16 protein-coding genes and 1 pseudogene are annotated in these 12,416 nt (G+C 55.1%); 2 read left to right on the top strand and 15 right to left on the bottom strand.

From position 1 onward, the window contains the following. Positions 1-3: 3 nt before the first annotated feature. The 4 genes from tsaB to AC3WQH_RS18145 form a co-directional block, all read right to left on the bottom strand. On the bottom strand, positions 4-726 hold the full coding sequence (gene tsaB, locus AC3WQH_RS18130) for a tRNA (adenosine(37)-N6)-threonylcarbamoyltransferase complex dimerization subunit type 1 TsaB (protein ID WP_025845688.1): 723 nt from the start codon (positions 724-726) through the stop codon (positions 4-6). Next, the gene (tsaE, locus tag AC3WQH_RS18135) at positions 707-1,177 is read right to left on the bottom strand and encodes a tRNA (adenosine(37)-N6)-threonylcarbamoyltransferase complex ATPase subunit type 1 TsaE (RefSeq protein ID WP_005830223.1); all 471 of its coding nucleotides are present in this window, start codon (positions 1,175-1,177) and stop codon (positions 707-709) included. The genes tsaB and tsaE overlap by 20 nt, the downstream gene beginning before the upstream one ends. A gap of 18 nt (positions 1,178-1,195) precedes the next feature. After that, entirely contained in the window at positions 1,196-2,218 is a 1,023-nt protein-coding gene (gene thiL / locus AC3WQH_RS18140; RefSeq protein WP_448793024.1) for a thiamine-phosphate kinase, read from the bottom strand. An 87-nt stretch (positions 2,219-2,305) separates the two neighbouring features. After that, positions 2,306-2,767 carry a SprT family protein gene (locus AC3WQH_RS18145; RefSeq protein WP_005830220.1) on the bottom strand — a complete coding sequence of 154 codons (462 nt, stop codon included), beginning with the start codon at positions 2,765-2,767 and terminating at the stop codon, positions 2,306-2,308. A gap of 110 nt (positions 2,768-2,877) precedes the next feature. On the opposite strand from AC3WQH_RS18145, the gene AC3WQH_RS18150 reads away from it, so the two are divergent. Beyond that, on the top strand, positions 2,878-3,213 hold the full coding sequence (locus AC3WQH_RS18150; protein ID WP_005830218.1) for a hypothetical protein: 336 nt from the start codon (positions 2,878-2,880) through the stop codon (positions 3,211-3,213). Between the two features lie 79 nt (positions 3,214-3,292). Then, a complete protein-coding gene (cmpA, locus tag AC3WQH_RS18155; RefSeq protein WP_005830216.1) occupies positions 3,293-3,415 on the top strand; it encodes a cortex morphogenetic protein CmpA in 123 nt (40 codons plus the stop codon). Between the two features lie 24 nt (positions 3,416-3,439). Here the strand turns inward: cmpA and AC3WQH_RS18160 are convergent, their stop codons facing one another. From AC3WQH_RS18160 to AC3WQH_RS18210, 11 genes and pseudogenes are all read right to left on the bottom strand, one after another. Then, positions 3,440-5,602, bottom strand: a complete 2,163-nt coding sequence (locus AC3WQH_RS18160; protein WP_122953165.1) for a Tex family protein — start codon at positions 5,600-5,602, stop codon at positions 3,440-3,442. 198 nt (positions 5,603-5,800) lie between these two features. Beyond that, positions 5,801-6,598 (bottom strand): RNA polymerase sigma factor SigB, encoded by a 798-nt coding sequence (gene sigB, locus AC3WQH_RS18165; RefSeq protein WP_005830213.1) that lies wholly within the window; start codon positions 6,596-6,598, stop codon positions 5,801-5,803. After that, entirely contained in the window at positions 6,567-7,061 is a 495-nt protein-coding gene (gene rsbW / locus AC3WQH_RS18170) for an anti-sigma B factor RsbW (protein WP_005830211.1), read from the bottom strand. Before rsbW ends, sigB begins: the two co-directional genes overlap by 32 nt. Next, a complete protein-coding gene (locus tag AC3WQH_RS18175) occupies positions 7,061-7,387 on the bottom strand; it encodes an anti-sigma factor antagonist (RefSeq protein WP_005830210.1) in 327 nt (108 codons plus the stop codon). Before AC3WQH_RS18175 ends, rsbW begins: the two co-directional genes overlap by 1 nt. A 25-nt stretch (positions 7,388-7,412) precedes the next feature. Beyond that, a complete protein-coding gene (locus AC3WQH_RS18180; protein ID WP_007776949.1) occupies positions 7,413-8,414 on the bottom strand; it encodes a PP2C family protein-serine/threonine phosphatase in 1,002 nt (333 codons plus the stop codon). Continuing rightward, a complete protein-coding gene (locus AC3WQH_RS18185) occupies positions 8,408-8,845 on the bottom strand; it encodes an anti-sigma regulatory factor (RefSeq protein ID WP_026558265.1) in 438 nt (145 codons plus the stop codon). The genes AC3WQH_RS18180 and AC3WQH_RS18185 overlap by 7 nt, the downstream gene beginning before the upstream one ends. 219 nt (positions 8,846-9,064) lie before the next feature. Beyond that, on the bottom strand, positions 9,065-9,415 hold the full coding sequence (locus AC3WQH_RS18190) for a type II toxin-antitoxin system PemK/MazF family toxin (protein WP_005830205.1): 351 nt from the start codon (positions 9,413-9,415) through the stop codon (positions 9,065-9,067). 3 nt (positions 9,416-9,418) lie between these two features. After that, positions 9,419-9,718: a CopG family ribbon-helix-helix protein gene (locus AC3WQH_RS18195; RefSeq protein ID WP_025845698.1), complete on the bottom strand. Its 300-nt coding sequence runs from the start codon at positions 9,716-9,718 to the stop codon at positions 9,419-9,421. A gap of 186 nt (positions 9,719-9,904) precedes the next feature. After that, complete coding sequence (gene alr / locus AC3WQH_RS18200; protein WP_005830200.1) at positions 9,905-11,098, bottom strand: alanine racemase; 1,194 nt, start codon at positions 11,096-11,098, stop codon at positions 9,905-9,907. A gap of 2 nt (positions 11,099-11,100) precedes the next feature. After that, positions 11,101-11,541 carry a hypothetical protein gene (locus tag AC3WQH_RS18205; protein WP_005830198.1) on the bottom strand — a complete coding sequence of 147 codons (441 nt, stop codon included), beginning with the start codon at positions 11,539-11,541 and terminating at the stop codon, positions 11,101-11,103. 280 nt (positions 11,542-11,821) lie between these two features. Further along, a pseudogene (locus AC3WQH_RS18210) lies at positions 11,822-12,416 on the bottom strand (hypothetical protein); the annotation flags it as partial.

A 12,416-nucleotide genomic window follows, 5' to 3' on the forward strand; every position in this document is an offset into this window, starting at 1 on the left:
CTTCTACTCCTTTACGGCCCCCGCCTGCTTTTGGGCAAGCCACTTCGCTTCTGCCTCCGCTAGCTGCAAATATTCAGGGACAAGCTCGTGCGCACTGCCTCCGTCCTGCAGTCGGCGCAACGCCGCATACCCGATGTGGGCTGCGCGCGGGTGGTTGGCAGCAGGAGAGGCAAACCGGGCCTGCTCCCCCAGCTCCTGCTCAATCGCCTTCCGATGAATCCGCACATCTTCGCCCAAAAACAAAACAGGCTCTCCCTGCGCCAAGTCCCTGAGCTGCGGCAGCCACTCCTGCAGCAAGACGATTTTCTCCTTCTCCTGCGCTTCTACCGATTCCAGACCGTTGGTGCGGTAGCAGCCCGCGTACACCTGTCCCCGGCGAGCGTCAAACAACGGCACGATCAGCCCGGGAAAGCCCAAGGCATTCATGGCGACAACCTCCAGGCTGGACACGCCGATGACAGGCACATTCAGCGACCAGGCCATGCTTTTTGCCGTAGCCACCCCGATGCGCACTCCTGTATAGGAGCCTGGTCCGTTCGCTACCCCAAAGCCGCTCAGTTGCTCGGGAGAAGTTCCGGTCGCATCCAGCAGCTCGCTGATGCAGTCCATCAGCCTCACCGAATGGTTTTTTTGCTGGTTCGTCGTCATTTCGGCGAGGACGCGCTCCTCCTCCACAACCGCAACGCTCAACACCAGATTGGATGTATCAATCGCCAGTACGCGCATCAAAATCAAACTCCTCACACAATTTCACGTAACGCTCTCCCTGGGGACAAAGCTCGATGCTCCGCGCTTCCTCGCCTGCCGTGCGCAGATAGACCGTCAGACGATCCGCCGGCAAGTAATCCGCAAGCAGCGAAGCCCACTCTACCACACAAACCCCTTCGCCAAAAAAGTAATCGTCCAGGCCGAGAGAATCGGGATCATCGCCCACGCGGTAGACGTCCATATGATAAAGCGGCAAACGCCCCTGATATTCTTTTATGATCGTAAACGTCGGACTGTTCACTACCTGGCGAACGCCAAGTCCGCGCGCCAGCCCTTGGGTAAACGTCGTCTTTCCGGCCCCCAGATCGCCTTCCAGCGCCAGGAAGTCGCCTGGCGCCAGACTTTTCGCCAGTTGCTCGGCAAAGCGCTGCGTTTCCTCTGCGCCCGCAAGCTTCCAAGTATAGCCCATTTTTCATCCACTCCTCGCTTACTCGCGCTGCCTGAAATGATTGTAGCCTGCCTTGGGCAGATCGGTGCGGCTATCGCCCGAGCGCAGGGACAGCTTCGGCTGGGCGGGCTTGCCTTCCTCAACCTCGCCAATGACGGTCAGCAAAATGCCTGCCGCCGCGAACCTCGCACGCACCGCCTCCACCTGGCTTTTTTCCAGCGTTCCTACCAGTTGATAGTCCTCTCCGCCGTAAAACGCCCACTCCAGCGGGTCTTTTCCGCTCAGAAGCGCATAGGCGCGAACATCCTCCCTGACAGGAATCTTGTCCGCATCGACGCACATGCTGACGGCGCTTGCCTCGGCGATCTCCCACAGCTCGGAAGCCAAGCCGTCGCTCACGTCATTTAACGCCCCGCACGCCCCCGATTCCAGAAGCAGCCTGCCCGCCTCCACCTGCGCGCGGGGGCGCTGATGGGCTTCTATCAGTTTCGCCCAGCGACCCGACGGCTCAACCGTTGTCTGGTCACCGTGCAGCAGCACATGCAAGCCGGCGGCAGAGCTGCCTACATGGCCGGTCACAAAAACGACCTGTCCCGGCCGCGCCTGCGAGCGGCGAATCGCGCGTCCTTTTTCTACTTCGCCCAGCACGGTGACAGACAAGTGCAGAGCATCCGGGGCGGAAACGGTATCGCCGCCGATGACTCTCACGTTGTACGCTTCGCACGCGGCGTATATGCCGTCGTAAATGCCCTGGCATTCCTCCGGCGTCCAGTGCGGCGCTACTGCGATGCTGACCAGCGCATAGCGGGCGTAGCCGCCCATCGCCGCGACGTCGCTTACGTTGCTCGTGACCGCCTTGTAGCCGATGTCGCTTGGGCTCATTGTTTCTTTTAAAAAATGGACCGTCTCAACCATCGCGTCACAGCAGGCCACGACTTCCATCTCTGGCGCAGGAGAAAAAACGGCGGCATCGTCCCCGAGCCCGACGGTCAAGCCGTCTTTCTCCTGTCCGTCCGAACGGCTCGTCCATTGCCGGATCAGGGAAAATTCATCATGTGCCACCACAAACGCTCCTTTTTTGCATAGTGAGTCCATTATACCTCTGCTGTCAAAATGCGCGCAAGAAAGCCGGTGCCCACAGCGAAGCCGCTACTTTTTCAGCTCTCGCAGCTCCAGCCCCCCTCTGCAGCGCCCGCAGCGATAGCGGGAAGGGTCCATTTTGCGCTTGCGTTTATACGTCATCCCGCACGCCCGGCAGACGAGCTCATAGCGATAAGGCAAAACCGTGCGTCCCGTGCCGACCTGCTGGCAATACCGGCTTCCGCCGACTTGGGCAAGCAGCCTGCGAAAGTCCTGGTCTGCGTGGCGATAGCCTTTTTTCTCCAGGTGCAGGTGATAGTGGCACAGCTCATGCTTGATGATCGCAACCAGCTCCGCCTCTCCGTGCTCCTCCAGATGTTTGGGATTCAATTCGATGTCGTGAGAGCGCAGCAAATACCGCCCGCCTGTCGTGCGCAGTCTGCTGTTGAAGCGGGCCCGATGGCGAAACGGCTTGGCGAAAAATTGACTGGATATTTGCTCCACCAGCTTTTGCAATTCCGTATCGGTCATGTCCTCTCTAACGCTCCTCTCTACTGTTCACGATAGCAGTTCCTGTTGAAAAGTGCCAGATAGATGGGCTACACTGGGTGGAAGAAAAGTAGATTGGTTTGGAGGAGCTTATGCGCTATTTGATTTTGCAGGAAAAAGTCGGGCTGAAGTTCGTTGCGCTGCCACAAACGCATATGTACCAGCTTGTGGCCCTGTTCAAGCGACTGCACAAGGAGATCGACAAGCTGACCATCGCCGATCGGCCTGAGCTGCCGACCGTTCTGGCAGAGTGCGCTGACCTGGAGCTTCTGGGAAGCGAGCTGGCTATCGTGGATGGACTGGATTACGTCAGCAGTCTGGAAGAGCGTTTCGCTGCTCTCCCGGAGAGCCAGTACCCTTTGATCTCGCTGTTGACCGAGATTCGCGCCCTGCAAGCCCAATTGGAATTTTTGCGTGACGAAGAATAAGTTTTTTGGAAAATAAGTACCTCCTGGTCGCCTTTGTGCATACATTGCCAATAGGCGAATAATTCCAGGAGGTACCTACATGCCCCAGTGGATGCGTAAGCAGTTGCAGCGTGCCTTCAGCGGGAAGGACGTTCGACAAATTCGTTTGCTGAACAGTTGCTGGTTCTTATATTGGGAAAAACATGGCGGCCGTCCCGAGTAGCAGGAGGCCGCCTTTTTATGTGTCTTACGCCTCGCCAGGAGCGATCATGGTCAGCCCCACGCGCTGGCGTTTTTCGTCGATCTCTACGACCCACACGTCGACGATATCTCCCACGGTGACGACGTCGAGCGGATGCTTGACGAAGCCTTTTTTCAGGCGAGAAATGTGGACGAGGCCGTCATTTTTCAAACCGATATCTACAAACGCGCCGAAGTCGACCACGTTGCGGACGGTGCCTTGCAGCTTCATTCCGACGCCAAGGTCAGAGAGCTGTAGCACATCGCTGCGCAAAAGCGGCTTCGGCAGCTCGTCGCGCGGGTCGCGTCCGGGACGCAGGAGGCTTTCCACGATGTCTGTCAGCGTCGGCACGCCGATTCCGAGCCGCTCTGCCGTCTGCTCGATATTCAGCGACTGCAGGCGCTCCTTGCAACGCTCGCTGCCGATCTCCTGCGGCGCAATCTCGATCATCGCCAGCAGCTTGTGCGTAGCCGGGTACGACTCCGGGTGAATCGGGGTCTTGTCCAACGGATCGGTTCCCCCGACGATGCGCAAAAAGCCGATACACTGCTCATACGTCTTGGCTCCCAGCCGCGGGACCTCCTTCAACTGGGCGCGCGACGTGAACATGCCGATCTCTTCGCGCTTTTTCACGATGTTGCCCGCTACCTGTTTGCTGATGCCGGAAACGTATTGCAAAAGCGAAGGAGAAGCGGTGTTGACGTCTACCCCGACGTGGTTGACCGCCGATTCGACGACAAATTGCAAGCTGTCCGCCAACTTCGCCTGGGATACATCGTGCTGGTACTGGCCTACGCCAACCGATTTCGGGTCGATTTTGACCAACTCGGCCAGCGGGTCTTGCAGACGCCGCGCGATGGAGGCAGCACTGCGCTCCGCCACATCGAGGTCCGGAAACTCTTCCTTGGCCAGCGCGGAAGCCGAATACACCGACGCCCCCGCCTCATTGACGATGATGTACATCACCTGGCGCTTCAACTCTTTCAGAAGGTTGGCAATGAACTGCTCGGTCTCCCGGGAAGCTGTACCGTTGCCGATCGCGATCACACTGACGTCATACTTTTCGATCAGTTGCCGGACTTTGGCCGAAGCCTCTGCCACCTTGTTTGCCGGAGGGGTCGGGTAGACTACCGCTACTTCCAGCAGCTTGCCCGTCTCATCGACGACTGCCAGCTTGCAGCCCGTCCGGAATGCCGGGTCGACGCCCAGGACGACTTTGCCTTTGACGGGAGGCTGCAGGAGCAGATTGCGCAAGTTTTCCGCAAAAATGTGGATGGCCCGTTCTTCTGCCACCTCTGTCAGCTCCGCGCGCACCTCACGCTCAATCGACGGGGCGATCAGGCGCTTGTACGCGTCTTCAATCGTCTGTTCCAGCAAAGAGCGCACGACGGTGTCGCGGGGAATGAGCCGCCGCTGCATCCAGGCCAAAATTTCCGCCACAGGCGCTTCTACCGTCACCTTCAAGATGCCTTCGCTCTCGCCGCGGTTGATGGCGAGCACGCGGTGCGGAACGACCTTTTTCAACGGCTCGCTGTATGCGTAGTACATTTGATAGACGTTTTTCTCGTCTGCTTCTTCCACCTTTTGCTCGGTCAGAAGCAGCCCTTTTTGCACGGTGCGCTGGCGAACCCACTGGCGGATATCCGGATCGTCGGAAAAGTGCTCGGCGACGATGTCCATCGCCCCCTGCAAGGCTTGCGCGATCGTGTCTACGCCTTTTTCCGCGTCTACGTATTTTTGTGCTTCCTGTTCGGGATCGCCTGTCTTGGGCAAGCTCAGCAAGTAGTTGGCGAGTGGCTCCAGCCCTTTTTCCTTGGCCATCGTCGCGCGCGTGCGGCGTTTTTGCCGGTACGGCCTGTAGAGGTCTTCCACCTCTTGCAGCTTCGTCGCCCGCTCAATCGCTGCTTTCAGCTCTTCCGTCAGCTTGCCCTGCTCCTCGATGAGCCGGACGACTTCTTCTTTTCGTACTGACAAGTTGCGCAAATAACGCACGCGTTCCTCGATCGCCCGAATTTGCGTTTCGTCCAACTGCCCGGTCATCTCCTTGCGATAACGGGCAATGAAGGGAACCGTATTGCCTTCATCCAAAAGGGCAACCGTGCGTTCCACCTGATGAGGTTTGACGCCCGTATCCTGGGCGATTGTCTGGATCATCAATGTAAGCTCCATACATTCCTCCTGCGCTCGTACTTCGCCGTTTATTGTACCACATTTGCTAGAAACGTCTGGAAAAGCGTTAGAAAACTTGGCTGCGCCAAGCCATTGACGCAGCCTTAGTTGCCCTTACACTGGATAAGAATCTTATAAATTCTTATCTGTACAAAAAAAAGAGGCGCACACGCCCCTCTTCCCATTTTCCCGTTATGTCTATGTCGCTGTCTTTGCCGTTTCCAGTTGTTCTACCCGCAAAGCCTCCCGCAACTTGCCCAGCGCCCTGCGCTGCAAACGGGAAATGTGCATCTGGGACATGCCCATGATGTCTCCGGCCTGCTTCTGGCTCAAATTTTGATAAAAGGTTAAATGTATGATTTCTTTTTCGCGCTTGTCCAGAACGTGCAGTGCCCGGTCGAGCATCAGGTTTTGCTCGACTTGTCCGTAGCCCGCTTCCTGCTGGCCGACGAGGTCCAGCAGTGTGATCGTGTTGCCGTCGTTGTCTGCTTCCAGCTCGCTGTCCATCGACAGGGAATGGTAGCTCCGCCCCATCTCCAGCGTTTCCAGGACAGCCTCTTCCGTCACGCCCAGGCAGCTTGCGATGTCTGAGATTTGCGGCGAACGCTGCAGCTTGGCTGTAAGCTCGTCCACCACACGCTTGATCTTGGGGCTGAGCTCCTTCACGCGACGCGGAACGTGCACGCTCCACGTCTTGTCCCGGATATACCGCTTGATTTCCCCGACGATGGTCGGGATCGCAAAGCTTTCAAACGTTCTGTCGAAGGAAGGATCGAACCGGCGCAAAGAAGCCAGCAAGCCGATCATACCCACTTGAACGAGGTCTTCGTACATGACTTGTCCGCGCACAAACTTTTTGGCCAACGTCTCTACCAGAGGAGTATAGGCTGTCACCAGTTGCTCCTGCAGGCTGTCATCTCGCGTCTGCCCATACAGGTGAATGAGCTGCCGCAGCTCCTCCGGACTATACTTCCGTTTCCGAGCTTGTCCAGTCATCGCCAGCCACCCCATCCCGCCGAACATACTTGGTCATGGAGACCGCCACTCCCGATTCAGAGCGAATCACGACTTCATCCATGAGCGTGTGGATCAGATAAAGCCCCAGACCTCCCTCATCCAGATCCTCAAGGTCTCTGCCTGCAAAAATCGGTGTCAGTTGTTCCGGCATCAGTTCACTCGCAAACCCTACGCCTTGATCGCTTACCTCGATACACAGACGATCCCGGCAAACCTGACATTCTATGTGGATAAAGCCAAGCTCTTCTTTTTGCTTGTACGCGTGTTTCACTGCATTCGTGCACGCTTCCCCTACCGCCAGCTTGATGTCCTCAATCTCCTCATAGGAAAAGCCCATGCGATTCGCGATCCCGGACACAGTGAGCCGCGCTACGCCCAAATATTCCGTCTGATTGGGCAGCGTCAACCGGATCACGTCAGCTTGAGGTTTTTGTTGAGCCATTACTCGCTCTCTCCTTTGCGGATGGCAATATGTTCGTACAAGCCCGTGATGCGAAACAGCCTTTCCACGCGTGGAGACAACTTTTGAACCTCAAACGCGCATTCCTTTTGCTTGCACGCTTTCATGACCGCGATGAAAATTCCTATGCCCGTGCTGTCCATGTACTCGACGGCTTCCAAATCAACCAAGAGGTGGCTTGTGCCTGGCTCATTCGCGAGGGACATGAGCGTCTCCTTCACTTTTGGTCCGGTATGCGCGTCAATATCGCCCCCGAGGACCACTCGATGCTCTGTTTCCTGGCTGGTTGTTTCCAAAAACAAATCCATCGCCATCTCCCTCCTTTGCATTGCTTCATGTTCTGCGAAGTACGATCATGGTGTAATCATCCAGCAGTTCAAATTGGGAGAGCGTAAGCAGCCTGTTGTACAGGGCGTTCGCCATTTTCTGGGCATGGACGCCCACTTCGGCTTGCATCTGAAGTACGAGCTCATCCCTTTGCAAATAATATCGGCTTTTTTTGCATTCTGTTACACCATCCGTCAGAAGAATCAGAACATCTCCCGGTTCCAGGCGAACCTCCTGCACTTCGTATTCACTGTTCGGGCTGAGTCCCAGCACGGAGCCTTGGCCCGCCAAATCGTAAAACGCGCCTTCCGCAGCCCGGTACAAAAAGCCTGGCTCGTGCCCCGCCACTGCGTAACGGAAACAATGCTCGTGTGTATCGTAAGACCCGTAGAGCATGGTCACAAACATGCTGGGGTCGATATTGCGCCCGACAATCCGGTTGAGGTGGTGAAGCATTTCGTCAGGGCCAAGCGGCATTTCCCGCAAGCTGTCTATCGCGTATTTGAGCATGGACATGCACATGGCCGCGGAAATGCCTTTTCCGGTAATATCTGCGACAGTCAGGCAAAACCGCTCTGCATCCTGGCAAATAAAATCGTAGTAGTCCCCCGACATTTGCTTGGCGGCTATGCTGACAAGGCCAATTTCCAGTCCGGGGTAAACGGGCAGTTGGCTCGGCAAAAGCGTCTGCTGCATCGTCTGCGCCACGGTCAGCTCTGCCTCCATCTGTTGATGCCGGCTTCGCCAGCTATGTACGGATCGGTGTTCATTGCCGTATTCAATCATCACTTCGGTCAGGACAGAAAAGGAGGCACGCACGAACTCCGGTACCTCCCCCAGCTTTTCCAATGCCCGCCCATGCATGTCTGTCAGTTCCTCTGGCGAAACATTGCGCGCGAGCAGCCATTTGCCCATCTGCTGGGCGACGTATAGCTGATCCTCGCCTGGGCCGTTCAGGTAATCCCGAAGAAGCTTTACGTACTCTTCTTCCAGGCTTCGGGTTACCATCTATCTACCCCCTCCTCTATCGGGCTGTTCCACTTCACGACGACAACACGCGTGCCCTCGCCAGGAGAGCTGTGGATCTCAAATTCATCCATCATCCGCCTGACCCCAGGCAGCCCTGCTCCTAGCGCACCGGAAGTGGAGTAGCCGTCTTCCAATGCCTTGCGGATGTCCGGGATTCCCGGCCCCGCATCTATTGCTGTCAACTGCAAGCCGATCACACCGTTTTGTTCGATCGGCGCTATGGTAATCGTCCCAGTGCCCGCGTACAAAAAAATGTTGCGAGCCAGTTCAGAGATGGAAGTGGCGATTCGGGACTGCATGATTGTACCGAAGCCGAGCTGTCTCGACATATTTCGCCCCACTTGCCTCGCTGTCACTATGTCTGCTTCTCGTTCTATCTTGATTGTCTCAGGACTACAGCTCTGCCACAATCAAAAAACCCCTTCCGCCCTCACTTAATAGGTAGAAATAATGAAATGAATGCGATCGAAGTTTTTTCTCTACCTCGGAAGTAATAGCAAATCGTGTCACTTTTTGTCTACTATTCTCACCAAACACATTCGCTACACATACAGCGATTCCTGCCCCCATAGCAAAAAAACCACTTGCTTCACCCAAGTGGCTTTTCCTCTCCAGTGCCTGATTCATTTTTAGAAATCAATGAGTCCCAAGCTGATTTGCAAAGACTCATTGACCCGATCCATCATCTCGTCGTCAAGATGGGTAATCTTATCAGTCAGCCTCTGTTTGTCAATGGTTCGTATTTGTTCCAACAAAATGACGGAGTCACGATCAAATCCATATGTTTTTGCGTCAATTTCCACATGCGTAGGCAGTTTTGCCTTCTGAATTTGGGCCGTAATGGCGGCGACGATGACCGTCGGACTAAATCGATTTCCAATGTCGTTCTGAATGACTAAAACAGGCCGCACGCCTCCTTGCTCAGAGCCAACGACCGGTGACAGGTCCGCGAAAAATACATCGCCACGTTTGACAATCACTGGTCACACCCCGCTAACTAAGCGGACAAGAGTATGGTCAGCCTCTTCTTCAGCGCCAAAAGCCTCCGATGCCATTTTCAGATTAATCTTCGCCATCTCCATATACCCTTTTTGCATTGTCTCGCGGATCGTACGTTTTTTACGCTCCTTCAAATACAAATGCATCGCCTGGCGAATGAACTCGCTGCGATTGGATTTCTCCTTTTGAATGACGCCATCCACTTCTTGTAGCAAGTGTTGCGGCAAACTGATCATGATGCGTTTCGTGTTTGACTTCGACAAGACAAATCCACCTCCAACCATGACCGTAACTTCCATCTACCATGCCAGTTCTTGAAAGAACAGCCAGCATGAACAATACCATTATGTCGAAACCATTGCAAAAATATACCTATCCGTACGCTTTTCAGGCAAAAAAGCCCACATTTGCGCTTAACTAATATTCGCGCTCCAATACAAAATTCCTGCTGGTTTTTGTTTGCTAGTTATTTACACTTTTCCTGGCGCGTGTTTCATCGCCAATGGATGGAACACTTCGGCCACTTCCTTGTTGCGAACATAGACGCGCGGAATCCGGTAATTCAGCATGCAGGGAACTTCGTAGTTGATCGTTCCGAGCAAAGCGGCAACCTCATCCAGCGAGATTTCCTCGTCTCCCTGCTTACCGTACAGAACGATCTCCTCATCGACCTGCCCTGCGCCCGGCTCCAGCCTGACCATGATCTGGTCCATGCAGACTCGCCCGACAATTGGATAGCGGGAACCATTGTACAACACTTCTCCCCGATTGGACAAGAGGCGGGAGTACCCGTCTGCGTATCCGATCGGCAGCGTCGCGATCCGCTCGCCAAGCTTTGCTGTGTACGTAGCGCCATAGCTGACCGTAAACGGCTCTACAGCGGTCTTTACATGCGCAATTCTGGTTTTCAGGGAAAGAGCAGGGACAAGAGGGACGTCCGCTCGCTCTTTCATGTACGGAGAAGGATACAATCCGTATAAACCTATGCCTAAACGGATCGTATCATACCCCCAATCGGGAAAAGCGATCGCTGCCGCCGTATTGCAGCAGTGAACTTTCGGCAACTTTTTCCCTTGCTCGCGCAGCGCCTGCAAAAAGGATTGAAACGTCTCGTGTTGTCGTCGCACATGGGTCGTATCCGGTTCATCCGCGCAGGCAAAGTGCGTGAAAATGCCTGTCCATTCCAGCTTGGCGCTGTTTTCAAGCGCCGCTACCACTTCGAGCAAATCATCTGTCGTCCGAACGCCCAGGCGTCCCATGCCTGTGTCGGTTTTGACGTGCACACCGACAGGGCGAAGCTCAGCCTGTTCCAGCCGCTGATTCGCTGAAACGATCCATTCCGGGCTGTACGCCGTCAGTTCTACATTCAGCCTGCTGGCTTGCTCGACCGAATCAGCCGGGGTGTACCCGAGCACCAGTATCGGCGCGTCTATGCCCGCTGTCCGCAGGATGATCGCTTCATCGAGCATCGCTACTGCCAAAGAGTCGGCACCGCTTGCCAGCGCCTCTCTGGCGACATGCACAGCGCCATGACCGTAGCCGTCTGCCTTGACGACAGCCATAATGCCCGTGCTTTTCGGCAAGTGGCCGCGGAACGTCTCGACATTGGCCCGGATGGCGTCCAAATCAACCTCAACCCAAGTGTCACGACAAAACGGTTTCATTTCTATCTCCTCTTGTTCCCTTTATGATAGTAAAACAAGCGCTCATTCAAATGGCTGAGAAACTGCCTGGAAACCATCAGCGATTCTTTTTTGCCTCCCAAACGGTAGAAATGGCGGCCTTCGTAAACTTGCTCCACTTCTGACAGCGGGTAGCTGGTTTCTTTGCCAGAGATGCTGACAATCAGGTGAGTCTTCGTCAGCTTGTACACAGGACGCATGGTCGCCTTGTACAGGAACGGTGCCAGGCCGACGACCGCAATGGCAATCGCAAAGGCAAGCACTTTGAAGGTCGTGTCATTGCTCGGAAAAAACTGGGCGAGAATCATCATGCCCAAAACGAAGGCGACAGTCTCTGCGATGCGCATACTCCAGCTTTTTCGCAACAGCATGTCCACGTAGGTCGACTCTTCCTGGTACAAAACATCGGTAGACGGTTTTTTCATCTTACAGCATGCCACCTCATTACGGTATAAGTTACCTTGAATGTATCGTGTTTTCCTGCTGCGTGTCAATTCGGGGTTTGTCCTTTTTCCTCCTGCACACGCGAGCTTACAGGGGCAAATCGGCCGACTGCGCGCGATCCCGGAACGTTATTTTGCGTGGCGAAAGATATCTCGCCATGCAGTCCGGCCTGCCATATGCGGAGGAAGGGAGACGGAGACAGCGACAGAGACGCAAAAAGCCAGGCGAGATGTGCTCCCGCCTGACTTGTTTGCAGCGCTGTTATTGCTCGCTCGCTGTGCCTTGCTCTTCTTTTTTCAGGTCATGTTTGCGGATGGCGATTTTCTCAAAGCTGCCTTCCACCATTTTTTGCACCATGGAAGCCAACTCCTCGCTGCGCTTGTCCGCTTGCTCCTGCGTCAGCTTGCCTGCTTCGACCGCTTCCTTCAATTTGGCTTCCTGTTCTTTTACCAGCAGGGCTACCACATCATCCACGGATACGCCTTGCGCTTCCGCTACGGCTGCCAATGTCTTGCCTGCTTTCAGCTCTTCTTGCAGTTTGGCGGCGTCGAGTTTCAGCAAGGACAACAGTTCTTCGTTTTTGTCGAAGCCAAATCCAAATCCGAAGCCTTTGCCTGGTCCTTTGCCCGGATGCGTGTTTTGCACCATTTCTTTTACGCGCTCTGCTGCGTTTTCGTTCAGTTTATCGGCTTGTTCCTGTGTCAGCTTGCCTGCTTCCACTGCTTCTTTCAGCTTGGCTTCCTGCTCTTTTACGAGCAGAGCCACAACATCATCCACAGATACGCCTTGCGCTTCCGCTACGGCTGCCAATGTCTTGCCTGCTTTCAGCTCTTCTTGCAGTTTGGCGGCGTCGAGT

This window comes from Brevibacillus sp. FW301-21C12A (genome assembly GCF_058788915.1).

Excerpts from the sequence above, each read along its gene's own strand:
- AC3WQH_RS18145 (WP_005830220.1), bottom strand. The coding sequence starts at position 2,767 with ATGACCGATACGGAATTGCAAAAGCTGGTGGAGCAAATATCCAGTCAA.
- tsaB (WP_025845688.1), bottom strand. The coding sequence starts at position 726 with ATGCGCGTACTGGCGATTGATACATCCAATCTGGTGTTGAGCGTTGCG.
- tsaE (WP_005830223.1), bottom strand. The coding sequence starts at position 1,177 with ATGGGCTATACTTGGAAGCTTGCGGGCGCAGAGGAAACGCAGCGCTTT.
- cmpA (WP_005830216.1), top strand. The coding sequence starts at position 3,293 with ATGCCCCAGTGGATGCGTAAGCAGTTGCAGCGTGCCTTCAGCGGGAAG.
- sigB (WP_005830213.1), bottom strand. The coding sequence starts at position 6,598 with ATGACTGGACAAGCTCGGAAACGGAAGTATAGTCCGGAGGAGCTGCGG.
- alr (WP_005830200.1), bottom strand. The coding sequence starts at position 11,098 with ATGAAACCGTTTTGTCGTGACACTTGGGTTGAGGTTGATTTGGACGCC.
- AC3WQH_RS18195 (WP_025845698.1), bottom strand. The coding sequence starts at position 9,718 with ATGGTTGGAGGTGGATTTGTCTTGTCGAAGTCAAACACGAAACGCATC.
- AC3WQH_RS18205 (WP_005830198.1), bottom strand. The coding sequence starts at position 11,541 with ATGAAAAAACCGTCTACCGATGTTTTGTACCAGGAAGAGTCGACCTAC.
- AC3WQH_RS18150 (WP_005830218.1), top strand. The coding sequence starts at position 2,878 with ATGCGCTATTTGATTTTGCAGGAAAAAGTCGGGCTGAAGTTCGTTGCG.
- rsbW (WP_005830211.1), bottom strand. The coding sequence starts at position 7,061 with ATGGCTCAACAAAAACCTCAAGCTGACGTGATCCGGTTGACGCTGCCC.
- AC3WQH_RS18180 (WP_007776949.1), bottom strand. The coding sequence starts at position 8,414 with ATGGTAACCCGAAGCCTGGAAGAAGAGTACGTAAAGCTTCTTCGGGAT.
- AC3WQH_RS18175 (WP_005830210.1), bottom strand. The coding sequence starts at position 7,387 with ATGGATTTGTTTTTGGAAACAACCAGCCAGGAAACAGAGCATCGAGTG.
- AC3WQH_RS18160 (WP_122953165.1), bottom strand. The coding sequence starts at position 5,602 with ATGGAGCTTACATTGATGATCCAGACAATCGCCCAGGATACGGGCGTC.